A 25251-nucleotide genomic window follows, 5' to 3' on the forward strand; every position below is an offset into this window, starting at 1 on the left:
GTGAACCGCTTCGACGCCAAAACAGAAGCGGACAGATCATGTGCTACCAAACCGGACAACTTGATTAGCTACCGACATAGCAGGCGGCAATCCCGGATGTCGCAGGGCCAGAAAAACCGGCATGTGCGGCGATAGGACTCCGTGGTTCCCGGAAACCAGGCCTTAACCACCATGACAGGTTGTATGGGGTTGCGGCCCCGGCATCAACCGCCGATTCATCATGTCTGGCGCAAAAAGCGGCATCCCGCTGTCAGCAACGGGCTAGGCATTTCCGGGGGTAAGGATGCTTCTCAAGAAATTCTGGCGCTCGAAAAGCGGCAACTTCGCGCTTTTGCTCGGGATCGGCTTGCCGGCCATCCTGTCGGCGGTGGCCTTCGCAGCCGATGTCTCCACCATCATGCGGGCCAAGAGCAACCTGCAGAATGCGCTCGACGCGGCAAATCTCGCCTCCTCGCATCTCGGCGATCTGGACATCACCCGCACCGACGCCTTCAACCGCTATTTCCAGGCCAACGTAGCCGGACATGGCGAACTCACAAATGCGCGGGCCACGTTGACGGTCGACAGGGGCGTCAACTTCGTCAAGACGAAGGCCGTCGCCTCGGCTGACGTCGATTTGAACTTCGCCTTCCTGCTCGGTGAGAGCAGGCACATCGTGGTCGATGCCTCGGCGGTCGAATCGAACAACCAGCTCGAAGTCGTGCTGGTTCTGGACAACACCGGCTCGATGGCCGGCGCCAAAATTGCTGCCCTCAAGACAGCGACGGACAATCTGCTCAAATATCTGGAAGCGGCGCAATCACCGACGCGCAAGGTCCGCGTGGCGCTGGTACCCTTCGTCACGGCTGTCAATGTCAACGGCGACGGGTTCGACCCGTCCTGGATCGACATGGACGGCAAGTCATCCACCAATGGAATCAATTTCCCCGTCATCAACGACAAGCGTCCCAATCATATGGCGCTGTTCAGGCAGTTGATGAAAGATCCGGCCTCTGCCGCCAAATTGACGGGGTGGAAGGACGGCAAGGGGGAGGATACGGGTTGGAAAGGCTGCGTCGAGGCGCGGCCTGGTGTCCTTAATATCGCCGATACGCCGCCTGATCCACGTTACCCTGACACTCTGTTCGTGCCTTATTTCGCGCCGGACAGTCCGGGAAAGGGGACGAGACCTTCCAGCGGCTATTCAAACGATGCCTATCACTACAACAATTCCTTTATCGACGACGCCCCTGATGAGGCCAAACTTGCTCGGAATGGCGGACTGAATATTCTCGGAATAGACCTGAGCGGCTTGCTTGGAAGTGCTGCCGGGCTTTTGCGGGGTGATCTTGAAACAGTCGCCAAATATGTGGCGCCGCAGAACACCGCCATTGCCACCGCGGTCACAAACGATCCAAACGCCTTGCAATTGACGGTGGGGCCAAACCGGTCCTGTCCCTCGCCAATCGTCCCCTTGACCGAAGACTTTACAAAACTTCGCAACGAGGCCGCCAAGATGCTTGCATGGGCGGGGTCCGGCACCAATGTTTCCGAGGGCCTGGCCTGGGGCCAGCGGGTGTTGTCGCCGGGTGCGCCATACGCCGAGGGTACGCCTTGGAAGACGCCTGGGGTGAGCAAGATCGTCATGTTGCTCACCGACGGCGAGAATGTCGTCTACGGCGCCAGCAACGAGACGACCAAGTCAGACTATACGTCCTATGGTTTTCTCGCGGGCTCAACCTATGGCGCTGCCGGTCGGCTTGGATCGGACAATCAGACCACCGCCGCGCGCAATGTCGACGGATGGACCAAAAGCGTCTGCACGCAGTTGAAGAAGCAGGGCGCCGAAATCTACACGATGGTGCTGCAATCCGATACCGCCGCCAACCGCACGCTTTACAGCGCCTGCGCCTCGGATCCCAGCGACTACTACGCCGTCAACGATCCAAACAAATTGCCGAACGTGTTCCAGCAGATCGCCAACAAATTCTCGAAATTGCAACTGACGAATTGAACGCTCGACCCCGCTGGGCGGCATCCTGGAAGGATGCCGCGAATTTCAGCTCATATGGGCGACGACCTTGTCCACCGTTTCGGGGAAGAAGTCGGGCGCCGCGTGGCGTTTGCCGAACATCATGTCGTATTGCAGCAGCCGGAAGTCGCGGATCGCCGGGTCGATCTGCTTTTGCCGCGCCCAATCGGGCGTGGCTTCTCCCGCCGGCGTCAGCAGCAGATTGCGGTCGACCACGCGGTAGCGTTCGCGCATCTCGCCCAGGAAGCCGGTATAGTAGGGGTGGGTGATGCCGGCCGTTTTCAGGATGTGATAGGGCAGGAAGGCGGGGCTGACGGCGCCCATGTCCTTGGCAGGGCCTGTGCGGTTCGACCAGATGACCAGTGGCGTCTGATGATGCTCCAGCGCCGCCTCGGCGGAAGCCTCCTTGCGCGGCGCGACATTGTCCTTCATGAACCCGGTCTCTACATAGACCGGCCCAAGCGGCGGCAGATGGTCGCCGAAGAAGGCGATGACGGTGGGGCGAGAGCGTTTCTTTGCCCATTCGATCAGGCGTTCGAGACCGCGGTCCGCGTCGGCCGAGCCCTCGGTGTAACTCAGCAGCGATTCACGCGCCCATTGGCTGATCGGCGCCTGCACGGTGTGGGTCGGGTTGTAGTAGCGGTTCGGCTCGTAAGGGCCGTGGTTCTGCAGGCTGACGGCAAAGAAGAACACCGGGGCATCGCTGGCATCGGCCTCGCTGATGATCTCGTCCGTCATCGCCGCGTCGGATGCCAGCGGCCCGCGCTTTTGCATCGGCGGCAACGTCTCTTCCGATCTGAAGTCGTCGAAGCCGAAATCGGCATAGACCGCGCCGCGGTTCCAGAACCAGTTGGTGCCCGGATGGATGGCGCGCGCCCTGTAGCCCTCCCTCTTCAGGAAGGTCGCCAGCGACGGCGTCGGCGTGCGCACATATTGCTGGTAGGGGATGCTGCCGGCCGGCAGGAAGGCGTTGGAGAAGCCGGTCAGTGCCTCGAACTCGATATTGGCGGTCATGCCGCCGAATTCGGGTGAGAACATGGAGCCCGAACGCAGCGCCCGCACGTTGGGGATCGGATCGGGCGTGATGGTGACCCCGGGCAGCTTGGTCGGATCCCAGAAGGATTCGCTCATGACGACGATGATGTCGGGCTTTTCCTGGGGCACCGAGGCGGTCACCTGCGGCCTGTCGATGGCCGCGATCGCCTTTTCCGAATAGCCTGGCGGCGCCGAGACATGCGCCATCGGCACGTTCAGCGCGAAGGCGAGCGCAAAGCCGTTGGAGGCGTAATTTTCCTTCTGGTCCCACATAATCGGGATGATCTGCAGCCGGTCCCGGGTCCAGGAGAAGGTGGCATAGTCCATGATCGAGACGAAGAAGGCGAGCAGCGGCACGGCCAGCGTCAGCCGGGCGAGACGGCCCTTGCGGCTGAGTATGGGCACTTTTCGACGCCAGACCCGCCAGCCATAGATGAGCAGCGACAGGCCGGCGACGATGCCGACAATCATGGCAAGGGCAGTCATCGGACGGTCACGCACCAGAAGCGGCAGCAGCGCCACGATCTGGCGGGAGTAGAGGAAATCGGTCGGGTAGAGGGGATCGCCGAGATAATGCGATTTCTGGTGACCGATGAAAGCCAGCGAGAGCGTCAGCGGCGCGACGATCATCAGGCTTTGATAGCTGCGGCCGAAAACGGCATCGAGGCCGACCAGAACCAGTGCGAACACCACGATCGTGGTCCAGCCCGGCTTGAGCGGCTGCAGGAAGAAGGAAACCGTGCCGGCGAAGTCGCCGCGCACGATCAATTCGATGGCGAACACCAGGACGGCCGCGATCAGCAGGCTGGTCAGCCCATAGCGTATGGTCGGCCACTTCCGTCCCGGCAGGTAGCCGGTGGAAGGATCGTCTTCCAGAAACTGTGGCGCGGCTTTGCCTGCGCCTTTCGAAATCCTAGCCACTTTAACTTCCCCACCCAGCGACAGACCCGTCACTCGATTGTCATGGAATTGTCACGCAAAGCTAGCGCCTGTGGCGGAAATAAGAAGAGCCAGCAAACGATTCGTGAGCGGTTTTCATCAGGAGTGATCGCCAAAAAGCCTTTTGGAACAGGCACTCGGCCGGCAAAGCTGCCAAGGGGCCGGGTCGAACCGGGCTTGACTTGGCAGGCCGCGTTGCGTCACAGGCAGGAAAATTCGTGTATCAGGCAAGCAGAACCGAGCTTTGGGAGCCCACACATGGCCGTTGCATTCACCTTTCCGGGACAAGGCAGCCAGGCTGTCGGCATGGGCAAGGACCTCGCCGATGCCTTCCCCGAGGCGCGTAGGGTTTTTAGCGAAGTCGACGACGCGCTCGGCGAAAACCTGTCGAAGCTGATCTGGGAAGGGCCGGAAGAGACGCTGACGCTCACCGCCAACGCGCAGCCGGCGCTGATGGCCGTATCGCTGGCCGCGATCAGGGCCTTGGAAGCGCGCGGCTTCTCGCTGAAGGACAAGATTACCTACGTCGCTGGCCATTCGCTGGGCGAATATTCGGCGCTTGCCGCCGCCGGCTTCGTCTCGGTTGCCGATGCCGCCAGGCTGCTGCGCATCCGCGGCAATGCCATGCAAGCGGCGGTGCCCGCCGGCGAAGGCGCCATGGCGGCGATCATCGGACTGGAGCAGGCCGATGTCGAAGCCGCCTGCGCCGAGGCTGCCAAAGGATCGGTCTGCCAGATCGCCAACGACAATGGCGGTGGCCAGCTGGTGATTTCCGGCGCCAAGGCAGCGGTCGAACTGGCCGCCAAACTGTGCACGGAAAAAGGCGCCAAGCGGGCGCTGATGCTGCAGGTCTCCGCGCCCTTCCATTCGGCGCTGATGGCGCCTGCCGCCGAGATCATGCGGGAAGCGCTGGCCGGGGTAACAAAGAACGCGCCTGTCGTGCCGCTCGTCTCCAATGTCACGGTCACTCCGACCAGCGATCCCGAAATCATTGCGCGCCGTCTGTTCGAACAGGTGATCGGCCGCGTGCGCTGGCGCGAGACGGTGGAGTGGTTCGGCGCGAACGGCGTCACCACGCTCTATGAGGTCGGCGCGGGAAAAGTGCTTTCAGGGCTGGCCCGGCGCATAAACCGCGACATCGCCACGACATCGGTCGGAACCGCGGCGGAGATCGAGACCGCATTGGCGGCGCTCGGGTGAGGCGCCGCGTGTGAATTTGATGGCGCGGCTTGTATCGCTGAAGATATTCCGTTGGTGATGGCAATCGGATACCGGCGCGACGTATACAGATAAGGTTGCTCGCTGAGCTTCCGAAACCAAAGAGGAAAACACATGTTCGAACTGACCGGCCGCAAGGCACTTGTCACCGGCGCGTCAGGAGGCATCGGCGAGGCGATCGCCAGGGTGCTGCATGCGCAAGGCGCCATCGTCGGCCTGCACGGCACGCGCGTCGAGAAACTGGAGGCGTTGGCCGCCGAACTCGGCGACCGGGTGAAGCTGTTTCCGGCCGACCTATCGAACCGCGACGAGGTCAAGGCGCTCGGCCAGAAAGCGGAGGCCGATCTCGAGGGCGTCGACATCCTGGTCAACAATGCCGGCATCACCAAGGATGGGCTGTTCGTGCGGATGTCGGACGCCGACTGGGACAGCGTGCTCGAAGTCAATCTGACGGCCGTGTTCAGGCTGACGCGTGAGCTGACCCATCCGATGATGCGCCGTCGCCACGGCCGCATCATCAACATTACCTCGGTGGTCGGCGTCACCGGCAATCCCGGCCAGACCAACTACTGCGCCTCCAAGGCCGGCATGATCGGCTTTTCCAAATCGCTGGCGCAGGAGATCGCCACCCGCAGCATAACCGTCAACTGTGTCGCCCCGGGCTTCATCGAATCGGCGATGACCGACAAGCTCAACGACAAGCAGAAGGAGGCGATCATGGCCGCTATCCCGACGCGCCGCATGGGCACCAGCGCCGAAGTGGCGTCCGCCGTCGCTTATCTTGCCTCCAACGAGGCCGGCTACGTCACCGGCCAAACCATCCATGTGAACGGCGGCATGGCGATGATCTGATCGGGTCGGCCAAAGCATGCATTTCGGGCCGGGCCCGGGCATTCGCGGTGGCTTTGAGACGGCGACAGGCAACGCCTGGGCGGGCTGTGAAAAGCGACCATTTCGGCTTGGACGCCCACGATTTTTCGTGTAATGCGGCCCGCAACCCGGCGGTTCGGGCAAAAACCGGTCTGCGGCCATTGCGTTTCCGGCGGGACCATCTTTCAGCTTGATTAGCGGCATTCCGCCCGCTAACGAAGACAGACAACCAAAAGACGAGGATGCCCCAAATGAGTGACACCGCAGAGCGCGTCAAGAAGATTGTCATCGAGCACCTGGGCGTCGATGCCGACAAGGTGACGGAGCAGGCGAGCTTCATCGACGATCTGGGCGCCGACAGTCTCGACACGGTCGAACTCGTCATGGCGTTCGAAGAAGAATTCGGCGTCGAGATCCCCGATGACGCGGCTGAAACCATCCTGACGGTGGGCGATGCCGTGAAGTACATCGACAAGGCTTCGGCCTGACGCTTTCCGCAGTCATCACCGGGGAGGACCTGCGATGAGGCGTGTCGTCGTCACGGGCCTTGGGTTGCTGTCGCCGTTCGGCATGGGCTTCGAGCACAGCTGGAAGGAACTTCTGACCGGCCGCAGCGCCGCCAAGCGCATCACCGAGTTCGAGGTGGAGGATCTTGCCTGCAAGATCGCCCATGTCGTTCCGCGTGGTGACGGCAGCAACGCCACCTTCAATCCCGAGGCGGTGCTCGAGCCGAAGGAACTGCGCAAGATCGGCGACTTCATCCTGTACGGGATCGCAGCCGCCGACGAGGCGCTGAAGGATTCCGGCTGGCAGCCGAAGACCCATGCCGAGCAGTGCGCCACCGGCGTTCTGATCGGTTCGGGCATTGGCGGCATCGAAGGCATCGCCGAGAACGCGATGATCCTGAAGGAGCGCGGCCCGCGCCGCATCAGCCCCTTCTTCATCCCCGGCCAGATCATCAATCTCGTCTCCGGCCAGGTTTCGATCCGGCATGGGCTGAAAGGCCCCAACCATGCCGTCGTCACCGCTTGCTCGACCGGCGCGCATGCGATCGGCGACGCAGCCCGGCTGATCATCTGGGGCGATGCCGACGTCATGGTCGCCGGCGGCGCCGAAGCGCCGGTGACGCGACTGTCGATCGCTGGCTTCGCTGCCTGCCGTGCGCTCTCGACCGAGCGCAACGACGCGCCGCAAACGGCTTCGCGGCCCTATGACCGCGATCGCGACGGCTTCGTCATGGGCGAGGGCGCCGGCGTCGTCGTGCTTGAGGAACTCGAGCATGCCAAGGCGCGCGGCGCGAAGATCTATGCGGAAGTGACCGGCTACGGCCTGACCGGCGACGCCTATCACATCACCGCACCGGCTGAAGATGGCGACGGCGCATTCCGTTGCATGACGGCGGCGTTGAACCGGGCAAAGCTGACGCCCGCCGATGTCGATTACATCAACGCGCACGGCACTTCGACCATGGCCGACACGATCGAGCTCGGCGCTGTCGAGCGGCTGGTCGGCAATGCCGCATCGAAGATTTCGATGTCGTCGACCAAGTCGTCGATCGGCCATCTCCTCGGCGCGGCAGGGGCTGCCGAAGCGATCTTTTCGATCCTCGCCATCCGCGACAACATCGCGCCGGCGACCATCAACCTTGACAATCCGGAGCGTGAGACCGCGATCGACCTGGTGCCGAACAAGCCGCGTGCCCGCCAGATCGACGTGGCGTTGTCCAATTCCTTCGGCTTCGGCGGCACCAACGCTTCACTGGTCTTCCAGCGCTACAATGGCTGACCGTCCGCCTGCCGGACGGCGCTTCGGCGTGTCGTCAATTTTGCCATATTCGCCCCTACTCTGCCGCAGGGGATTCGTTGAGAGATCAAACGGTAGGGCGAAATGAACACAAATCCGGCCGGCAACGGAGAGTTCGGGCAAGGGCAGGCGACATCGGGGCCGATCGTACCGAAGACAGCCGCCGAAGCCTTGCGGCCGGAGGCCGGCACGCCGCCGCCGAAGCGCTCGCGTGCTTCGCGCAGTCAGGTCGTCGTGTTCATGAACTTCGTCATCTCCTTGGTGATGCTGATGGTTCTGGCGGCGGGTATCGCGCTTTACTTCGGCAAGCAGGAATTCACCGAGCCCGGCCCATCGGCCAATGGCGACACCTTCCTGGTCAAGCCGAACACCGGCGTCCAGGATATCGCCGACCAGCTCGAGCGGCGCGGCCTGATCAGCGACGCCCGCATATTCCGTCTTGGCGTTAGGGCCTTCGGTAATGATTCGGCGCTGAAGGCCGGCGAATACGAGATCAAGCCCCGGGCGTCCATGCGCGACATCATGGAATTGCTGAAGAGCGGCAAGTCGGTCATGTACTCGCTGACCATTCCCGAAGGGCTGACAGTCGAGCAGGCGCTGGCGCGCATCGCAGGCGAGCCCGCCTTGAGCGGCGACATGCCGGCCACCGTGCCTCCAGAGGGCAGTCTCGCCACCGATACGCTGCGCTTCACGCGCGGCGCCACGCGCCAGCAGATGATCGACAAGCTGCTGGCCGACCAGAAGAAGCTGGTCGAGGAGGTCTGGCAGCGGCGCGCCGCCGACCTGCCGCTCGCCAGCATTGACGAGTTCGTCACGCTGGCCTCGATAGTCGAGAAGGAAACAGGCAAGGGCGATGAGCGCTCGCGCGTCGCCGCGGTCTTCCTGAACCGGCTGGCCAAGGGCATGCGCCTGCAATCCGATCCGACCATCATCTACGGTCTGTTCGGCGGCAAGGGCAAACCCGCCGACCGGCCGATCTATCAGTCGGACATCCAGAAGCCGACGCCCTACAACACCTATGTGATCAACGGCCTGCCGCCGACGCCTATCGCCAATCCCGGCCGCGCGGCGCTGGAGGCGGTAGCCAATCCATCAAAGACCGACGACCTCTATTTCGTTGCCGACGGCACTGGCGGACACGTCTTCGCCGCCACGCTTAACGAGCACAATGAGAACGTTGCGCGCTATCGAGCCCAGCAGAAGAAGCAAGTCGACGACGCGGCCAAGGCTGATGCCAAGGTGGAGGGGCAGACCGACGCGCCCATTGACGGCGACGCGGGGGCGGCCCAGTAGCGGCGCACGGTTTTTCCAGCTCGTCCACGCTATCGGTTGAAGACAGGAGCGTTTGGATTTATCGGGGCGCCTCGTAAGCCGATTGGCAGGCGGGCATTTCGGCTTTCTGAAGGTGCGCGAGGCCGGATCAAGCAGTATCCGTAATACGCGCCAGGGGGTATGCAGGCACCATGAATTTGCAGAGCATGACCGGGTTTGCGCGTGCTGTCGCCGAGCATGACGGCACCTCGATTGCCTGGGAGGTCAAATCCGTCAACGGCAAGAGCGTCGAGGTGCGGCTGCGGCTGCCGCAGGGCTTCGAGCGGCTGGAGCCGGCCATCAGGCAGACGCTTCAGAAACGTTTCGCGCGCGGCAATTTTCAGGCGACGCTGACCATCACGCGCGCCGCCGGAATGCAGTCCCAGCCCGTTGTCAACGAGGCCTTCCTCAAGGACCTGGCCGGGCTCGCCAAGCGGATCGAGGAACAATTTGGTGTTGCTCCTGCGACCGCCGACGGATTGTTGTCGCTGCGCGGCGTGCTCGATATTCCCGAGACCACCGAAACCGAGGATGTGCGCACGGCGCTCGACAACGCCGTCATGGCGGCCCTCGATGTGGCGCTGGAGGGGCTGGAGCGGTCCCGCGAGGGTGAGGGCGCGGCACTTCGCACGCTTCTGCTGGGCCACATCGACGCCATCGAGGCGCTGACGCTGGGCGCTGAAGCGGATCCGTCGCGCGAACCGGCGGCCATCCGCGAGCGCCTCGCCGAACAGGTGCGGCTCTTGATGGATGCTTCGGCCAACCTCGATGTCGGCCGCTTGCACCAGGAAGCCGCCTTCCTCGCCACCAAGGCCGATATTCGCGAGGAGATCGACCGCTTGAAGACGCATGTGACGTCCGGTCGTGCATTGCTTTCCGGCGGCGGCGCCATCGGACGCAAGCTCGATTTTCTAGCACAGGAATTTAACCGCGAATCGAATACGCTGTGCTCGAAGTCGAACGCTGCCGCGGTCACCGCCATTGGACTGGAACTGAAGGCCGTGGTCGATCAGTTCCGTGAACAGGTCCAGAATCTGGAGTAGCCGATGGTCGCCAGGGATTTAGGGTCCCGCATTCGCCGCCGGGGCCTGATGCTCGTGCTGTCGTCGCCGTCGGGCGCCGGCAAGTCGACAATTGCGCGCAACCTTCTGGAGAGCGATTCCAGCCTCGAACTGTCGGTCTCCGTCACCACCAGGCCGCGCCGCGGCTCGGAGATCGAAGGCGTTCACTATCATTTCCGCACCATGCGCGAGTTCGAGCGGCTGCGCGATTCGGACGCCCTGCTCGAATGGGCGGAGGTGCATGGCAATTGCTACGCGACACCGCGCGAACCGGCGGAACTTGCGCTCGCTCAAGGGCGCGACATGCTGTTCGACATCGATTGGCAAGGCGCCCAGCAGCTCAAGGAGAAGATGCGCGCCGACATCGTCTCGATCTTCATCCTGCCGCCGTCGATGAAGGAGTTGAAGGCAAGGCTGAAGCGCCGCGCCGAGGATCAGGAAGCGGTGATCGAGACGCGGCTGAAGAACGCGCGCAACGAGATCGAGCACTGGAAGGAGTATGATTTCGTCATCGTCAACGATGATCTCGATCGCGCCTTCGCCGAAGTGCGCGGCATCGTTGTCGCCGAGCGGCTGCGGCGCGATCGTCGGCCCGGCTTGTTCGATTTCGTCTCGGGACTTTTGGACGAGAAGACGAGCTAGCACTTTGCTTTGCCCACGAAGATGGGCCGGCGGACAAGCCGAAGGCCGGCAGCACCAAACGATGTGCCCGGGCAGGCGCCTGTCCTGCAAGATGCGCTTTTCGGCGCCATAAATCAGACAATTGACGAAGAGGGCAACGCCCCTAGTTTCTCCCGCACGAACGCGTGCGCGGCGCCGGTAACGGCCGGGGCGGCAGCGTTTCAGCGTACCGCCATGAGGGAGAGCAGATCTTGAAACGCTTCTGGCTGGGCGTTCTTGCCATCGTCATTGTCTGCGGCGCCGGATTTTTCGCCTATGCCTGGAAGCCGGCAATCGATCCTGTCGAGCCGCCGCAACGATCGTCGTTCGACCCGGCGTTGATCGAGAAAGGCGCTGTGCTGGCCTCGGTCGGCAATTGCACCTCCTGCCACACCAGGCCCGGTGAAAAGTCCTATGCCGGCGGGCTCGCCGTGCCGACGCCGTTCGGCACCATCTATTCGACCAACATCACGCCAGATCCGCAGACCGGCATAGGCCGCTGGTCGCAGGCAGCCTTCAACCGCGCCATGCGCGAAGGCGTCGACCGCGAGGGCAGGCATCTCTACCCGGCCTTCCCATTCGATCATTTCACGCGTGTCTCCGATGAGGACAACCGCGCGCTCTACGCCTATCTGATGACGCGCCAGCCGGTGAACAACCCGCCGCCTCCGAACGAGTTGCCTTTCCCGCTCGATATGCGCCTGGTGCTGGCCGGCTGGAAGCTGCTGTTCTTCGACAGGGGCGCCTATCAAAACGATGCTTCACAAAGCGCGCAGTGGAACCGCGGCGCCTATCTGGTCGATGGGCTCGGTCATTGCGGCGCCTGCCACACGCCGCGCAATCGGTTCGGCGCGGAAGAGAAGGGGTCGCACATGGCCGGCGGCGAGGCCGAAGGCTGGACGGCCTTTGCGCTCGAGGGCACTTCACCGGCGCCGATACCGTGGACGCATGACAGCCTGTTTGCCTATCTCAGGCAAGGCTGGCATGCCGACCACGGCGTCGCCAATGGCCCGATGGGCGAAGTGACGGGCAATCTCGGCCGGCTTCCCGATGCCGACATCGACGCCATGGCCACTTACGTCATGTCGCTCATGGGCGAACCATCCGCCGAACGGACGGCCGCCGCGCAGGCCATCCGCGGCCGCGCCGCGGCCGACCCGGCGTCGACCGCCGGCGTGGCGCCGACATCCGCAGATACGCCGGCGGCGCGTGGAGCCGTCATCTACCAGGCGGCATGCGCCACCTGCCACGACGGCAGCCGTCCGCCGCCTTTCGGCGGTATCAATTTCCATCTGTCGAGCGCGGTCAACGCGCCAGATCCGCAGAACGTCATCAACACCGTGCTGTTTGGCCTGCCGGCGGCGAGTGGGCGCCCGAGCGCCATCATGCCGGGATTCGCGGCGACGCTGAAGGACGACCAGGTGAATAACCTGCTGGCCTATCTGCGCGATGCCTTTGCCGGCAAGCCGGCCTGGCAGGATGCGGCCGCCAGGATCGCCGACACCAGGAGCGGAAAATACCAAGTCAGCGTCCGGCCCTCGGACGGCATCGAGCGCGGCCCGGACAATGTAGGAGCGAAGGACAGATGATCAATCTCAACGTCAACGGCATCTCCCACCACGTCGACGTCGATCCCGCGACGCCGCTGCTTTACGTGCTGCGCAACGATTTGAAGCTGAACGGCGCCAAGTTCGGCTGCGGCCTTGGCCAATGCGGCGCCTGCACGGTGATGGTGGACGGCAAGCCCGTCTTCTCCTGCCTGACGCCGGCGATGCTGGTGGAGGGCCGCGAGGTCAAGACCGTCGAGGGCTTGGGCACGATCGAGAACCCGGGTCCGATGCAGAAAGCGTTCATCGAGGAGCAGGCGGCGCAATGCGGCTATTGCATCGCCGGCATGATGATGCGGGCGCAGGCGCTGCTCGAGGCCAAACCCGATGCCGGTGACGCCGATATCAGGCAGGCGCTGGAACCTAACCTCTGCCGCTGTGGCACGCATATGCGCATCCTGCGGGCAGTGAGCCGCGCGCGCGACCTGATGAAATCGAAATCGGCCGGCTTGGCGCCGGCCGCGGCCGCGGGGAGGGCATGATGAACGCGCCAACCTTTCCCGAGCTGACACGACGCGGCTTTCTCGCCGGGACCGGCGCGCTGGTCGTGTCCTTCACCATTCCCGTGCAGGCTCAGGAGCCCGCGCCCACGGCGCAGACGCCCGCGACGCCGGCGCCGGCCAAGAAACTGCCGGGCAGCCTTGCCGATACGCCCTCGCTCGACGCCTGGATCAGGTTGGATGCCGACGGTTCGATCACCGTCTTCACTGGCAAGGCCGAACTCGGTCAAGGCACCAGGACGTCGCTGCGCCAGATCGCCGCCGAAGAACTGGAGGTCGAGCCGGCTTCCATCAAGCTCATCACCGCCGACACCGCGCTGACGCCGAACGAGGGCTATACCGCCGGCAGCCAGACGATCCAGAACAGCGGCACCGCCATACGCTACGCCTCGGCACAGGTGCGCCAGATCCTTATCGCCAAGGCCAGCGAAAAGCTCGGCGTTCCGGCCGACCAGCTCAAGGCGGCAAGCGGCAGGATCACCGGGTCGGACGGGAAGTCCGTGGGCTATGGCGAACTCGTGGTGGCGGATTTGCTGCATGTGGACGCATCGGCCGACACGGCGCTGAAATCGCCGGACAGTTATCACGCGATCGGCAAGCCGTTTAACCGCGTCGATATTCCGGCAAAGGTGACGGGCGGCGAGGCCTATGTGCAGGACATGCGGCTTCCCGGCATGGTGCATGCCCGCGTCGTTCGCCCACCAAGCTATTCGGCCAAGCTCGTCAGCGTCGACGAGGCCGCCATCAAGACGATGCCGGGCGTGCTGGCGGTGATCCGCGACGGCGACTTCCTGGCCCTGGTGGCCAGGCAGGAATTCCAGGCGGTCCAGGCCATGCGCGCCATGGCCGCCAAGGCGAAGTGGCAGGAGCAGCCGGCCTTGCCGGACCAGGACAATATCCCCGCCTTCCTCGAACGCTCGGTCGCCGAGGTCGGCACCGTGACCTCGGTCGGCGCGGACACGGCAGCCGGCGCAAAGACGCTGCAGGCGCAGTTCACCCGAGCCTACCAGATGCACGGGTCGATCGGCCCCTCGGCTGCCGTTGCCCTGTCGGACAAGGGTCTCATCACGGTGTGGACGCACACTCAAGGCGTTTATCCAGACCGCAAGGCGATCGCCGAGATGCTCGGCGTCGGACCGGAAAAGGGGCGCTGCATCCACACCGAGGGATCAGGCTGCTACGGCCACAATGGCGCCGACGACGCGGCGGCCGACGCCGCGCTGATCGCGCAGGCGCTGCCCGGCACGCCGGTGCGCGTGCAGTGGATGCGCGATCAGGAGCATTTGTGGGAGCCTTATGGCCCTGGCATGCTGACGCGCGCCAGCGCAACGCTCGACGCCAGCGGCAAGATCGTCAACTGGCACTATGATCTGTGGAGCAACAGTCACGGCACGCGGCCGGGAACGGCAGGTTCGCTGATCGCCGGCCGGCTGGTGGCGAAGCATTTCCCGCCCGATCCGGCCAAGCTGCAGATCTCGCCGCTCGGCAATGGCGACCGCAATGCCATCCCGCTATACGACGTGCCGAACCAGCGGGTGAACTGGCATTTCGTCGCGGACATGCCAGTGCGCGTCTCGTCGCTGCGCGGTCTCGGCGCCTACTGCAACGTCTTCTCGATCGAAAGCTTCATGGACGAGCTGGCGCTCACGGCCGGCGCCGACCCGGTGGAATACCGGTTGAGGCACATGAAGGACCCGCGCGCCAGGAAGGTGATCGAGGTTGCGGCGCAAGAATTCGGCTGGAGCAATGATCCTATGCCGGAGGGCCGCGGCCGGGGGTTCGCCTTCGCCAAGTACAAGAACCACGCCGCCTATCTCGCAGTCGCGCTTGAAGCGGAGGTCGATCGCGACAGCGGTGCCATCGCCATCTCGCATGTGGTCTCGGCGGTTGACTGCGGCGAAGCGGTGGCGCCGGATTCGATCGTCAACCAGACCGAAGGCGGTATCCTGCAGTCAATGAGCTGGACGCTCTACGAGGCCGTCCATTTCGACGACACCCGCATCCTGAGCGCGGATTGGTCGGCCTATCCGATCCTGCGCTTCAGCGCCGTTCCCGACAGCGTGGAAGTGCATGTCGTCGACAATCCCGGCACGCCCTATCTCGGCGTCGCGGAAGCAGCGCAAGGCCCGACCGCCGGCGCGATCGCCAACGCCTTCCGCCATGCGGCGGGAAAACGCATTTATGACCTGCCCTACACGCGCGAGCGCGTTAAAGCGGTGTTGGGCGTGTAGTTCGAATTGTGCGCTCGACACGGATCAAATTGCGCGGCGCTTCCATGGCCGGCGGTGTTACACCGCGTTGGTCAGCCGCACGAACTCCTCGACATCGAGCGTCTCGGCGCGCCGGGTCGGGTCGATCCCGGCGCGTTCGAGCAGGGCCTCGCCGCCGAGGCTCTTAACGCTCTGCCGCAGCATCTTTCGGCGCTGGCCGAAGGCGGCTTCCGTGACGCGGCCGAGTTTTTTCACGTCGGCGCATAGCGGTGTCGCGCGCGGCTCGAGATGCACCACGGAGGAGGTCACCTTGGGCGGCGGTGTGAACGCCTGGGGCGGCACGTCGAACGCTATCCTGGCCTGCGTGCGCCACCCCGCCAGCACGCCGAGCCTGCCATAGACCTCGCTGCCAGGCGCGGCGACGATCCGCTGGGCCACCTCGCGCTGGAACATCAGGGTCATCGAGGCATAGAAGGGAGGCCACTCCGCGACGGTCAGCCAGCGGACCAGCAGTTCCGTGCCGATATTGTAGGGCAGGTTGGCCACGATCCTGACCGGACCGCCGTCACCGGCGGTCGCGGCAAGCGTCGGGAAGTCGATCTTCAGAGCGTCGCCGGAAACGACCTCCAGCCGGCCGGGGTAATGGGCCGATATCTCGGCAAGGGCCGCCAGGCAGCGTTCGTCGCGCTCGATGGCGACGACCTTGCGCGCGCCGTTGAAAAGCAGGGCCCTTGTCAACCCGCCAGGGCCAGGGCCGACCTCGATCACCGTCGTCTCCGCCAGGCTGCCGGCGGCGCGCGCTATCTTGCCGGTCAGGTTGAGGTCGAACAGAAAATTCTGGCCCAGTGCCTTCTTTGCCTGCAAGCCGTGGCGCTCGATGACCTCGCGCAGCGGCGGCAGCCCATCCATGCTCATGAGTTGAGCCTCATTGCGTGACAAATTTGGCGTCGGTGTCGGCCAGCTGCCGTGCAAGCCGCAGCGCCGCCATCAGGCTGTCGGGCCGGGCGATGCCCTTGCCGGCGATATCGAAGGCGGTGCCGTGGTCGGGCGAGGTGCGGATGAAGGGCAGGCCGAGCGTGACATTGACCGCTTCATCGAAGGCCAGCGCCTTGGCCGGTATCAGCGCCTGGTCGTGATACATGCACAGCGCCACGTCGTAGCCGGCCCGGGCCCGGGCATGGAACAAGGTATCCGCGGGCAACGGCCCGAACGCGTCGATGCCTTCGGCTCGCAGGATCTCGATTGCCGGTCGGATGATGCGCTGGTCCTCCAGGCCCATGGAGCCATCCTCGCCCGCATGCGGGTTGAGGCCGGCGATGGCGAGCCGTGGGTTGGCGATGCCAAAGCGGTCCCTGAGGTCGGCGGCGGTGACCCGCGTCGTGGCGAGGATCAGGTCGGTGGTCAGCGCCTTCGGCACTTCGGCCAGCGCGATGTGAATGGTGACGGGAACGGTGCGCAGGTCGGGGCCTGCCAGCATCATCACCGGCATCGCTTCCACGCCGCTGTGCTGCGCCGCCAGATACGCCAGATATTCGGTGTGGCCGGGAAAGCGGAAGCCGGCGTCGTAGAGCGGCTTCTTGGCGATCGGGCAGGTGACGACGGCCGCGGCGTCGCCGGCGAGGCTAGCGGCCACCGCCCGATCGATCGCTTCGATGATACCCGCCGCATTGGCCGGGTCCGGCTGGCCGGGGCTGTCGATGAAGCGGGCAGCCAGCGTAACGACCGGCAGTGCGTGGCCAAAGACCTCGGTTGCCTGCGCTGGCGTCGTTTCCTCGATAGGCAGCGAAACGCCGAGGCGGCGCGCCCGCGAGGCGATCAGCGCGGGATCGGCGAGGAGATAGAAGGGCGGAAGGGCTGCGGCTGTACGCGCCAGAAACGCGGCAATCGCGATTTCCGGCCCGATGCCGGATGGATCGCCGACGCTCAACGCCAGCGCGCGCATCGCCCTGTCCACCTCAGCGCTTGACGATGCGGGCTTTTGCCTTCAGCTCGTCGACATATTTCTTGCTGAGATCGTCGGCCGCCTTGTCGTTGGAGCCTTCGCTCTGGAACACCATCTGGGCGACCTTGTCGTCGGACACCTCGCGCGACGAACAGATGCCGATGAACTCGACACCGCGCTCCGTTTGGCGGGTAGGCGTGGCGCCGCCAACCTTGGTGGCCTTGATCTGCTCGGCCCAGTCCGGCGGCAGTTGCGGCGCCAGCACCCGGCCGAGATCGCGAACCGTGACGTCGATCAGGCCCTTGGCGAACTGCCGCGTCGTGTTGCAGCCGTTGAAGCGGGCACGCATGGCGTCGGCTTCGCGCTTGCGCTTGCCCAGCGTCGCGCTGCGTTCGGCCGCCGGCACGACGAAGATGACCTGCTGGAGCATGTATTCAGTGGCGCTCGGCTTGGAGCCGCCCTTGTCGAGCATGCGCCTGACCGCGTCCTGCTCGGTCACGCTGCCGCCCTCGCCGGAACGGTACCGCGCGCTCAAGGCCTGATTCCAGGCCATCTGGGCGCGGATGAACTCCTTGAAATGGCCCTTGCTGACGCCGGACTTTTCCATGACGCCGTCGAGCTGGCTGAGCTGCATCTTGTTGCTCGAGGCAAAGCGCTGGTACGCGGCCTCGACCTGCGCGTCGCTGATGTGAATCCCAAGCCGTCTGGCTTCGGCCATGCGCAAGGTCTGATCGATCATTTCCTGGCCGGCGTCGCCCTTCTTGCGCTGCAGCTTGAGGAAGGCGGCGCGATGCGCGATGTCGCCGCTGGTGATCGGTATGTCGTTGACGACGTACTTGATCTCGCTGGCGAAAGCCGGCGGCGTGATGACGGTCATCGACACGGATGTCGCCACCACAAGCAGCGCCAACCCTGCTGAAAAGAGGTATTTCCTCATCGCAAACATCCCAATTCTATCCCGGTCCCGCCCAACTTCATCCTTCTTCGGGGTTTGTGAAGTCCCTGCCAGCCCTATGCGGCGAAACGATGTCGCGGACTACTGGGTGGTGTCGAAGGCGCTGCTCGACGATCCGAAATCGCCGAGGGTGCGGAACGACAGGTTGAAGCCGACACTCTGCGTCACCTCCCTGGTGTGCAGGTCGCGCGACTGCGAGTACGTCATCAGATAGGTGAAGCAGGAATCATTGTAGGCGAAACCGACCCCGTCCTTGACCAGCAGGCTTTCCTCGAGGTCATAGGTTCCCGTCCCGAACACGCGCCAGTTCTCGGCAAGATGCGTGGACGCGCCGAGCGTGACCTCGTGGCGGTCGGTGGTGAAACCATAGAGCGGCTGAGCCTGGATGAAGGCGTATTTGGCGCTCAGCGACACCGGTAGGCCGGAATAGGCGGCCTTTACCTCGGCGCGGCGAACCTCGAAGCTCTGCTCGTCGAAACGGCCGCTGACCGAGGCGGCGAACCCGTTCGGGCTGCTGACGCCAAACAGGCCGACATAGTCCGACTTGGTGTTTTCGAGGCCCGAATAGGCGCCGACATTGACCAGGTCCGGCGCGTCGAAGGAGTTCTCGCCGCCGATCTGGTAGGACTGGCCGAAGATGGCGTTGGTGCCCCAGCCGTTGATGTAGGAACCGGAATAGCGAAGGCCCACATTGGCGCGCGAGCCGCCTTCGATGCGGTCATAGCCAGAGAACTTGTCGCGCTCGAACAAGGTGCTCGCGTCGAAAACCATGCTCTGCGCATCTTCGTTCGGGACGGCAAGGCCGCCGACATATTGTTCGTTCGGGCGCAGGAAGACCTGCGCCATCGGCTCGAACACATGACTGGAGCCGCTGGCCATCGAAAACAGCAGCGGCCAGCTCATCTCGAGCCCGGCGGTTGCCATATAGCGGGCGAAAGACGAGCGCATGTCATCCTGCTCGCCCAAATTCGTCGCCATCTGGTTGACGGCTGCGAGTGAAGCTGATGACGCGTTGACATAGTCGACGTCGCCCTGCAGCGCCAGCAAGGGTGTCAGCACCAGCCCGTTATCGGTGACAAATGACCGCTTCCACTCTGCCTCGGCGGTGAGCCGGCCGGATTCGCCCTCAATGCCGCGCACACGTTGGGTGCCTGAAGGGGGGAAGTAGGGGGTGAAATAGGTCTCGTCGAGGTCATCGCGGCGGATGACGCGCGAATTGACGTTGAACGACAACTGGCCGCCTGCGACCGACGTATCCGGAATGTAGGCATAGTCAAGCGAGGGCAGCACCCAGGGCTGCTGGCCGCTTCGCGCAGCGATATTGCTGTCCAGCGTGTCTTCCTGCACCTCGAAATGCATGGCGCGCAGGTCGAAATAATTACGGCCGTCGAGCCCCGTCAGGTAAACCGACGACTGGTGAACGGACCCGTTGTATTTGTCGATGGCGTAGGTATTCGAGAAGTTCTTGTCGGTCTGCAGCAGCACGTCCCAGCCGAAATTCCAGCGCGAATTGATGGCGAACTGGCCTTGTGTGCCCATCATGCCGCGGAATTTGTTGGGATCGCCGGCCTCGCCCGAATCGATATTGCGGCCGGCGGCGTCGATGAAGGCATCGGGATCTCGCTGCTGAATGCCCGCGATCTTCAGGCTGTATTCGCCATTGTTGAAGCGCTGGCGCCACTCGGCCTCGCCAAGAAAGCCCTGCTTGGTAAAGCCGGTGCCGGTGACGGTCAGGTCGTAGGTCGGCGAGAGCGCGAAATAATAGGGGACCTTCACCCCCACGCCCAGATCGCTTTTGAAGACGATGCCGGGGATCAGGAAGCCGCTCTTGCGCTTCACCGTCGGGTCGGCGATCTCGAACGCCGGCAGGTAGGCGAGCGGGAAGCCGAAGAATTCGAAATTCGCGTTCTCGAAACGGACCGTCTTCTTTTCGCCGTTCCAGATGATCTTCCTGGCCTTCACGCGCCAGGTCGGCGCCTTGTCGGGCTTGTCCTCGCAAGGTTCGCAGGCAGTGTAGACGCCATTGTGGAAGGTGGTCAGCACGCCGCCCATGCGTTCGGCGCTTTCGGCGGCGAAATAGGCCTTGTCGATGGTTTCGACGCGGAGCGCGTTGACGAAACCGTCGGCGAAGTCGTCGGTGATGTCGATATGATCCGAATTGATCTTGGTGCCGTCGCTATTGATCACCTCGACATTGCCGCTTGCGACCATGCGCTTGGTGTTGCGGTTGTACTCGACCTTCTGCGCGACAAGTCGGTTGCCGCCATAGTCGATCTGCACGCCGCCGACGGCGGTCACGGTCTGATTGTCGTTGTTATAGACCAGCGTATCGGCCGCCAGTAGCATCTGCGAGCCGGACGGCACCTTGGTCGCCATGTCGCCGACATCCTGCGCGATTGCAGGCAGCGGAACCGCGCATGCAAACAGGCATGCCAAGGCGGTCGCCGCATAAAGGCGCGCCAAACCGGCCTGCCTGTTACTGGGCAAAAAGGCCTCCCTCACTAGCCGTCTTCCTTGTATAGCAGGAAAGTCACCCCGAAGAACATAGCTACCACGACCGGCACCCAGGCAGCTACGACAGTCGGCACGAACCCCGCCACGCCGAATGCCTTCACCAGCACCGAAACGACATAAAGCAGAAACCCGGCAACGACGCCACCCAGAATCATCGTTGCCGATTGCCCCATCCTCGCAAATCGCATTGAAACTGTTGCCGCAATCAGCGTCATGGCGACGAGCAGGAACGGCAACGCCACCAGCGAATCGAACTGCATGGCGAAGGCATTTGCCTTGAGGCCGAAGGAACGGGCAACCTCGATTTTTCCCGGCAGATCGTAGAATGGAATGGTCTCCGGGCGCGCCAGCCGCTCCTGCACGATTTCGGGCTTCAGATTGGTTGGCACGCGATCGTTTGCCGCAGGCTGGATGGTGCCGTTCCTGAAGGTCTTAACGTCCTGCAATTCCCAGTAGCCGTCCCGCAGGTAGGCGCGCGCGGCATCCTTGCGCTCGACGATATCGCCTTGCGGGTCGAGGATGAAAAAGACAGCGTCAGCCATCTCCAGGCCCTGATTGAGGATGGCGCGCGCTCCGATGATGGTGTCTCCGGAGCTGGTTTTCTGCCGGATCCAGGGCGCGGCGTCGGCCGACACCGTATTCGACTTGCCCGAGCGCAACTGGGTTTCGATCTGTTCGGACCAGGAAAAGGCGTGCGCTGCGAGCGGGTTGATGAGACCGACCGACAGGACGCCGAACAACAGCGCTCCGATGCAGCACGGCAGAAGGAACTGCCAGGCCGAAACGCCGGCTGAGCGCGCTATGACCAGTTCATACCTGCGGTTGAGCGAGACCAGCGTCGCCATCGCCGAGAAGAGACCGACAAACGGCACGGTCTGCAGCATGATCATCGGCATCCTGAGTCCGGAAATGGCCAGCGCCGTTCCATAGGTGAAGCCGGGCAGGCCGGTCGTGCGGCCGGAAAGCTCGGTGAAATCGATCAGGAACACCAGCGCAAGCAGGCCGATGAAGAACCACACGGTGATCGTGACATAGCGGAAGAAGAAGTAGCGTCCCAGCGTCCAGCCCATTAGCTGACCCCCTGGCCCGAGGCGCTGCGCCGGGACAGGCGCAGCTTGACGGCATTCCAGCCGTCAGCCATCCGGCTGGCGAGATTCGTCAGCCAATCTGCCCAGGCCACTGGCAGTTCCATCGTCCGGTTGGATGCGATGAACCAGATTGCCATCGCCGACGACACGATGGGCACGCCGTAGACCATATACGCATATTGCGGAACCTCATCGGCCTTGCTGGCGGCGAAAAAGCCCAGCCAGCGCACGAACAGCGATATCGCGATGGCCGTGATCAGCGGATTGACGCGCGCCTCGCGATGCGAGCGTGCGTCTCCGGCGACCGCCAGTGCGATCAGCGCGAAGACCATGGAATAGAGCCATTCCGAGAACCGCTGGTCGACCTCCGCCCGGTATTCGTTCGGGCGCTGCTGGTAGACCTTGTCGTTGGCACTCGGGTTGAGCAGGTACTGGGTCGTCTGGTCTTTTGGCATCAGCGTCACCTCCGACGCTGCCGCCATGAAGGCCGACATGTCGAAGGCATAGGAGGTGAAGCGGATAACCGAGAGGTCGCCGGTCAGCGTCTTTCGATGGATGACACCGTCATTCATCATCAGCACCTTTTCGCCGCCGCGTTCGACGATGCTGCCGGTCTTGGCATAATAGACGAGGTTGACGCCTTCCTCGCGCGAATCCGCGACGAAGATGCCGCCCAGCCGGTTGTCGGGAAGCCGCTCGCCGATCTGCAGGAACAGCCCATCATCGATCTTGCGGAATGTGCCCTCCTGGATGATCAGCGACAGAAGATCCGCGCGTGACTCCGCCACCAGCATCCGGTTCTTCTGGCGCGCGTAAGGGTCGATGCCGTTGTCGACGGCGAAGGAAAAGACGCTGGCCGCGGCCGCGAGAATCATGATCGGCCGCACGATGGTCCAGCGCGAGGCGCCCGCTGCGTTGACGACGGCAAGCTCCGAATCCGAATTCATGACGCTGAGCGTCTGGGCAACCGCCACCACGAGCGCGAAGGGCACCACGATCGGAATGATCGAGGGAAGAATGAGGGCCGCAACCTCGAAGAAGGTCAGCGCCGACTGGCCGCTGTCGGTGACGAGGTCGATCTTGGCCAGCACCTGCGTCGTCCAGACAATGGCCAGCGTCCAGGCCAGCGCTGCAATAAAGACCACGAAAGTGCGGCGCATGATGTAGCGTTCAACGACCTTCATGAAGGCTTTTCTCAATTTTCTCGAACGGCATCATGCCACCGGATAAGGGTAGCCGTCCGGCGACGCCCGCACAACTGGCTGCGTCGGGCTCTGTCAGGCAGACGATCCGGTTCCCGTCCCACATCGCGCGCCAAGTTGGGCCGGAGTGTCGGCGGGATTGGATAAGAAAGGGCGAACATCGATGGTTAACAACAGGTTGCGGCCAAAAAGCGGAGCCGTGCCGCGACGAATCGCCGTCGATTCATGTGCCATATGGGGAGCCCGTTTGGCAAAGTCTTGCCAAATGCCGGAAAACGACCAAATGTCGCGGATCGCTTCCAACCGCTTCGCGCGAGCCGCGCATTCCCCGAAAGCAGGACATGATGAACCAGAGACCCTCGATCGCCTTCGCAAAATTCGCCGCGCCGCAGACCGCCGCGAACAGGAAGGGGACGGTCTTCGTGCTGGCGGCGGATGATGGCGGCCTGAGCGAAACCGCCGCGGCGTATGATCCCGGCAAGACGCTGGAACGGGCCTTCCCTGTGGCCGAATTCACGGCCAAGTTCGCCAGCGTGGTGGAAGTGCTGACGCCACAGGCAAGCTCGCTCGACAGGCTGGTCGCGATCGGCGCCGGCAAGGTATCCGGGCTCGACGAATACGCCTGGACGAAGCTTGGAGGCACCATCGCGGGGTCGCTACGCAAGGCGACGGACGTGGCGGTGGTGCTCGACGTGGTCGGCGCCTCGTCAAGCGGTGCGCAGGCGGCCAGCCTTGCCGCGGGTATTCTTCTGCGCAGCTATTCCTTCGATAAGTACAAGACCAGGAAAGACAAGGACGATGGCCAAGGCGACAAGGCCGAGCCGAAAAAGCCGGCCAAGATAACCATCCACACCGCCGATCCGGCGGGTGCGAAGAAGGCCTTCGCCGAGACCGAGGCGGTGATCGACGGCGTGCTTTTGGCACGTGACCTCGTCAACGAGCCGGCAAACGTCCTGGGACCGGTCGAGTTTGCCGCCCGCGCCAAGGAACTGGAGGCCCTCGGCGTCAAGGTCGAGATCCTGGCCGAGAAGGAAATGAAGAAACTCGGCATGGGGTCGCTGCTCGGTGTTGCGCAAGGCTCGCCGCGCGGCGCCCGCATGGCCGTCATGCAGTGGAACGGCGGCAAGGCCAAGGACAGCCCGGTCGCCTTCATCGGCAAGGGCGTCACCTTCGACACTGGCGGCAATTCGATGAAACCGGCATCCGGCATGGAGGACATGAAGGGCGACATGGGCGGGGCCGCGGCTGTGACCGGGCTGATGCATGCGCTCGCCGGCCGCAAGGCGAAGGCCAATGTCGTCGGCATCATTGGGCTTGTGGAAAATGCCGTCGACGGCCATGCGCAGCGTCCCGGCGACATCGTTACCTCGATGTCGGGCCAGACCATCGAAGTGCTCAACACCGATGCGGAGGGGCGCCTGGTGCTGGCCGACGCGCTCTGGTACTGCAATGACCGCTTCCAGCCGAAGTTCATGGTCAATCTGGCGACGTTGACCGGCGCGATCATGGTCGCGCTCGGCCAGCACTATGCCGGCCTGTTCTCCAACAATGACGAACTGGCGGAACGCCTGGCGACAGCCGGGCAGTCGACGCAGGAGCGACTGTGGCGCATGCCGCTCGGTCCTGAATATGACAAGCTGATCGATTCCAAGAATGCCGATATGAAGAACATCGGCGGCCGCTATGGCGGCGCCATCATCGCCGCGCAGTTCTTGCAGCGCTTCGTCAAGGACACGCCCTGGGCGCATCTCGACATCGCAGGCACTGCCATGGGGGCGCTGTCGAACGAAATCAACCAGTCCTGGGGTTCCGGCTTTGGCGTGCGGCTGCTCGACCGGCTCGTGCGCGACCACTATGAGAGCTGATCGGGACCCATGGCCGACGTGCTGTTTTATCACCTGACCGAATCGACGCTGGAGGATGCGCTGCCCGGCCTACTTGAGCGCAGCGTCGATCGCGGCTGGCGCGCCGTGGTGCAGACAGGCACCGAGGAGCGGCGCGACGCGCTCGACCAGCATCTGTGGACGTTCCGTGACGATTCTTTCCTCGCGCACGCCACTGATCGCGAAGCCCATCCCGCTGAACAGCCGATCCTTTTGACCACCGGCGAAGGCAACCCGAACGCGGCGCAGATACGCTTCCTGGTGGACGGCGCTGCGCCGCCGGACCTTGGCGGCTACGAGCGCGCCGTGTTCCTGTTCGACGGCCACGATGCGGCCCAGGTCGAGGCCGCCCGCGGGCACTGGAAGACGATGAAAGACGCCGGCCACGCGGTGACGTATTGGCAGCAGACGCCCGACCGCCGCTGGGAACGCAAGGCCTGAG

Annotated in this window: 20 protein-coding genes; 13 read left to right on the top strand and 7 right to left on the bottom strand. The window is 63.7% G+C overall.

Annotation, left to right across the window (positions count from 1 at the left end):
• Positions 1–283: 283 nt before the first annotated feature.
• A complete protein-coding gene (locus FJ426_RS26425) occupies positions 284–1993 on the top strand; it encodes a pilus assembly protein (protein ID WP_140517845.1) in 1710 nt (569 codons plus the stop codon).
• Positions 1994–2038: 45 nt separating this feature from the next.
• Here FJ426_RS26425 and FJ426_RS26430 read toward each other — a convergent pair whose 3' ends face one another.
• Positions 2039–3967: an LTA synthase family protein gene (locus FJ426_RS26430; RefSeq protein ID WP_224646406.1), complete on the bottom strand. Its 1929-nt coding sequence runs from the start codon at positions 3965–3967 to the stop codon at positions 2039–2041.
• 276 nt (positions 3968–4243) lie between these two features.
• Here FJ426_RS26430 and fabD point away from each other — a divergent pair, with 276 nt between their 5' ends.
• The 10 genes from fabD to FJ426_RS26480 all read left to right on the top strand — a co-directional run bounded on the left by fabD (position 4244) and on the right by FJ426_RS26480 (position 15246).
• Positions 4244–5185, top strand: a complete 942-nt coding sequence (fabD, locus tag FJ426_RS26435) for an ACP S-malonyltransferase (protein ID WP_140561833.1) — start codon at positions 4244–4246, stop codon at positions 5183–5185.
• Between the two features lie 132 nt (positions 5186–5317).
• Positions 5318–6055 carry a 3-oxoacyl-[acyl-carrier-protein] reductase gene (fabG, locus tag FJ426_RS26440; RefSeq protein ID WP_140561835.1) on the top strand — a complete coding sequence of 246 codons (738 nt, stop codon included), beginning with the start codon at positions 5318–5320 and terminating at the stop codon, positions 6053–6055.
• A 269-nt stretch (positions 6056–6324) separates the two neighbouring features.
• Positions 6325–6561: an acyl carrier protein gene (locus FJ426_RS26445; RefSeq protein WP_006203723.1), complete on the top strand. Its 237-nt coding sequence runs from the start codon at positions 6325–6327 to the stop codon at positions 6559–6561.
• Between the two features lie 34 nt (positions 6562–6595).
• Positions 6596–7858: a beta-ketoacyl-ACP synthase II gene (fabF, locus tag FJ426_RS26450; protein WP_140494455.1), complete on the top strand. Its 1263-nt coding sequence runs from the start codon at positions 6596–6598 to the stop codon at positions 7856–7858.
• 102 nt (positions 7859–7960) lie between these two features.
• The gene (gene mltG, locus FJ426_RS26455; protein WP_140494453.1) at positions 7961–9169 is read left to right on the top strand and encodes an endolytic transglycosylase MltG; all 1209 of its coding nucleotides are present in this window, start codon (positions 7961–7963) and stop codon (positions 9167–9169) included.
• A 170-nt stretch (positions 9170–9339) separates the two neighbouring features.
• Positions 9340–10230, top strand: coding sequence for a YicC/YloC family endoribonuclease (locus FJ426_RS26460; protein ID WP_140555752.1), 891 nt, complete (start codon positions 9340–9342; stop codon positions 10228–10230).
• 3 nt (positions 10231–10233) lie between these two features.
• Complete coding sequence (gmk, locus tag FJ426_RS26465; protein WP_140494448.1) at positions 10234–10890, top strand: guanylate kinase; 657 nt, start codon at positions 10234–10236, stop codon at positions 10888–10890.
• Positions 10891–11120: 230 nt separating this feature from the next.
• Positions 11121–12497: a c-type cytochrome gene (locus tag FJ426_RS26470; RefSeq protein ID WP_140561836.1), complete on the top strand. Its 1377-nt coding sequence runs from the start codon at positions 11121–11123 to the stop codon at positions 12495–12497.
• On the top strand, positions 12494–12997 hold the full coding sequence (locus FJ426_RS26475; protein WP_140520646.1) for a (2Fe-2S)-binding protein: 504 nt from the start codon (positions 12494–12496) through the stop codon (positions 12995–12997). The genes FJ426_RS26470 and FJ426_RS26475 overlap by 4 nt, the downstream gene beginning before the upstream one ends.
• Positions 12997–15246 (top strand): molybdopterin cofactor-binding domain-containing protein, encoded by a 2250-nt coding sequence (locus FJ426_RS26480; RefSeq protein ID WP_140825651.1) that lies wholly within the window; start codon positions 12997–12999, stop codon positions 15244–15246. The genes FJ426_RS26475 and FJ426_RS26480 overlap by 1 nt, the downstream gene beginning before the upstream one ends.
• 57 nt (positions 15247–15303) lie before the next feature.
• Here the strand turns inward: FJ426_RS26480 and rsmA are convergent, their stop codons facing one another.
• The 6 genes from rsmA to lptF all read right to left on the bottom strand — a co-directional run bounded on the left by rsmA (position 15304) and on the right by lptF (position 22908).
• A complete protein-coding gene (gene rsmA, locus FJ426_RS26485; RefSeq protein ID WP_140561839.1) occupies positions 15304–16140 on the bottom strand; it encodes a 16S rRNA (adenine(1518)-N(6)/adenine(1519)-N(6))-dimethyltransferase RsmA in 837 nt (278 codons plus the stop codon).
• 10 nt (positions 16141–16150) lie between these two features.
• Positions 16151–17167, bottom strand: a complete 1017-nt coding sequence (pdxA, locus tag FJ426_RS26490) for a 4-hydroxythreonine-4-phosphate dehydrogenase PdxA (RefSeq protein ID WP_181172276.1) — start codon at positions 17165–17167, stop codon at positions 16151–16153.
• A 13-nt stretch (positions 17168–17180) separates the two neighbouring features.
• Complete coding sequence (locus FJ426_RS26495) at positions 17181–18113, bottom strand: peptidylprolyl isomerase (protein WP_181165136.1); 933 nt, start codon at positions 18111–18113, stop codon at positions 17181–17183.
• 90 nt (positions 18114–18203) lie between these two features.
• Positions 18204–20624 (bottom strand): LPS-assembly protein LptD, encoded by a 2421-nt coding sequence (locus tag FJ426_RS26500; RefSeq protein ID WP_181172803.1) that lies wholly within the window; start codon positions 20622–20624, stop codon positions 18204–18206.
• Positions 20624–21706, bottom strand: coding sequence for an LPS export ABC transporter permease LptG (lptG, locus tag FJ426_RS26505; RefSeq protein ID WP_140561841.1), 1083 nt, complete (start codon positions 21704–21706; stop codon positions 20624–20626). Before lptG ends, FJ426_RS26500 begins: the two co-directional genes overlap by 1 nt.
• Positions 21706–22908 (bottom strand): LPS export ABC transporter permease LptF, encoded by a 1203-nt coding sequence (lptF, locus tag FJ426_RS26510; RefSeq protein ID WP_140561843.1) that lies wholly within the window; start codon positions 22906–22908, stop codon positions 21706–21708. Before lptF ends, lptG begins: the two co-directional genes overlap by 1 nt.
• Before the next feature lie 362 nt (positions 22909–23270).
• Between lptF and FJ426_RS26515 the strand changes: the two genes are divergently transcribed.
• The gene (locus FJ426_RS26515) at positions 23271–24791 is read left to right on the top strand and encodes a leucyl aminopeptidase (protein WP_140517857.1); all 1521 of its coding nucleotides are present in this window, start codon (positions 23271–23273) and stop codon (positions 24789–24791) included.
• Positions 24792–24800: 9 nt separating this feature from the next.
• Positions 24801–25250 carry a DNA polymerase III subunit chi gene (locus tag FJ426_RS26520; RefSeq protein WP_140494426.1) on the top strand — a complete coding sequence of 150 codons (450 nt, stop codon included), beginning with the start codon at positions 24801–24803 and terminating at the stop codon, positions 25248–25250.
• Position 25251: the final 1 nt, after the last annotated feature.

Source organism: Mesorhizobium sp. B2-6-4, from assembly GCF_006441495.1.
In the GTDB taxonomy this organism is placed as follows: Bacteria; Pseudomonadota; Alphaproteobacteria; order Rhizobiales; family Rhizobiaceae; genus Mesorhizobium.

Excerpts from the sequence above, each read along its gene's own strand:
- FJ426_RS26520 (WP_140494426.1), top strand. The coding sequence starts at position 24,801 with ATGGCCGACGTGCTGTTTTATCACCTGACCGAATCGACGCTGGAGGAT.
- gmk (WP_140494448.1), top strand. The coding sequence starts at position 10,234 with ATGGTCGCCAGGGATTTAGGGTCCCGCATTCGCCGCCGGGGCCTGATG.
- FJ426_RS26460 (WP_140555752.1), top strand. The coding sequence starts at position 9,340 with ATGAATTTGCAGAGCATGACCGGGTTTGCGCGTGCTGTCGCCGAGCAT.
- FJ426_RS26425 (WP_140517845.1), top strand. The coding sequence starts at position 284 with ATGCTTCTCAAGAAATTCTGGCGCTCGAAAAGCGGCAACTTCGCGCTT.
- FJ426_RS26445 (WP_006203723.1), top strand. The coding sequence starts at position 6,325 with ATGAGTGACACCGCAGAGCGCGTCAAGAAGATTGTCATCGAGCACCTG.
- lptG (WP_140561841.1), bottom strand. The coding sequence starts at position 21,706 with ATGGGCTGGACGCTGGGACGCTACTTCTTCTTCCGCTATGTCACGATC.
- rsmA (WP_140561839.1), bottom strand. The coding sequence starts at position 16,140 with ATGAGCATGGATGGGCTGCCGCCGCTGCGCGAGGTCATCGAGCGCCAC.
- FJ426_RS26495 (WP_181165136.1), bottom strand. The coding sequence starts at position 18,113 with ATGTTTGCGATGAGGAAATACCTCTTTTCAGCAGGGTTGGCGCTGCTT.
- fabD (WP_140561833.1), top strand. The coding sequence starts at position 4,244 with ATGGCCGTTGCATTCACCTTTCCGGGACAAGGCAGCCAGGCTGTCGGC.
- lptF (WP_140561843.1), bottom strand. The coding sequence starts at position 22,908 with ATGAAGGTCGTTGAACGCTACATCATGCGCCGCACTTTCGTGGTCTTT.
- fabG (WP_140561835.1), top strand. The coding sequence starts at position 5,318 with ATGTTCGAACTGACCGGCCGCAAGGCACTTGTCACCGGCGCGTCAGGA.
- fabF (WP_140494455.1), top strand. The coding sequence starts at position 6,596 with ATGAGGCGTGTCGTCGTCACGGGCCTTGGGTTGCTGTCGCCGTTCGGC.
- FJ426_RS26480 (WP_140825651.1), top strand. The coding sequence starts at position 12,997 with ATGAACGCGCCAACCTTTCCCGAGCTGACACGACGCGGCTTTCTCGCC.
- FJ426_RS26475 (WP_140520646.1), top strand. The coding sequence starts at position 12,494 with ATGATCAATCTCAACGTCAACGGCATCTCCCACCACGTCGACGTCGAT.
- mltG (WP_140494453.1), top strand. The coding sequence starts at position 7,961 with ATGAACACAAATCCGGCCGGCAACGGAGAGTTCGGGCAAGGGCAGGCG.
- pdxA (WP_181172276.1), bottom strand. The coding sequence starts at position 17,167 with ATGCGCGCGCTGGCGTTGAGCGTCGGCGATCCATCCGGCATCGGGCCG.
- FJ426_RS26515 (WP_140517857.1), top strand. The coding sequence starts at position 23,271 with ATGAACCAGAGACCCTCGATCGCCTTCGCAAAATTCGCCGCGCCGCAG.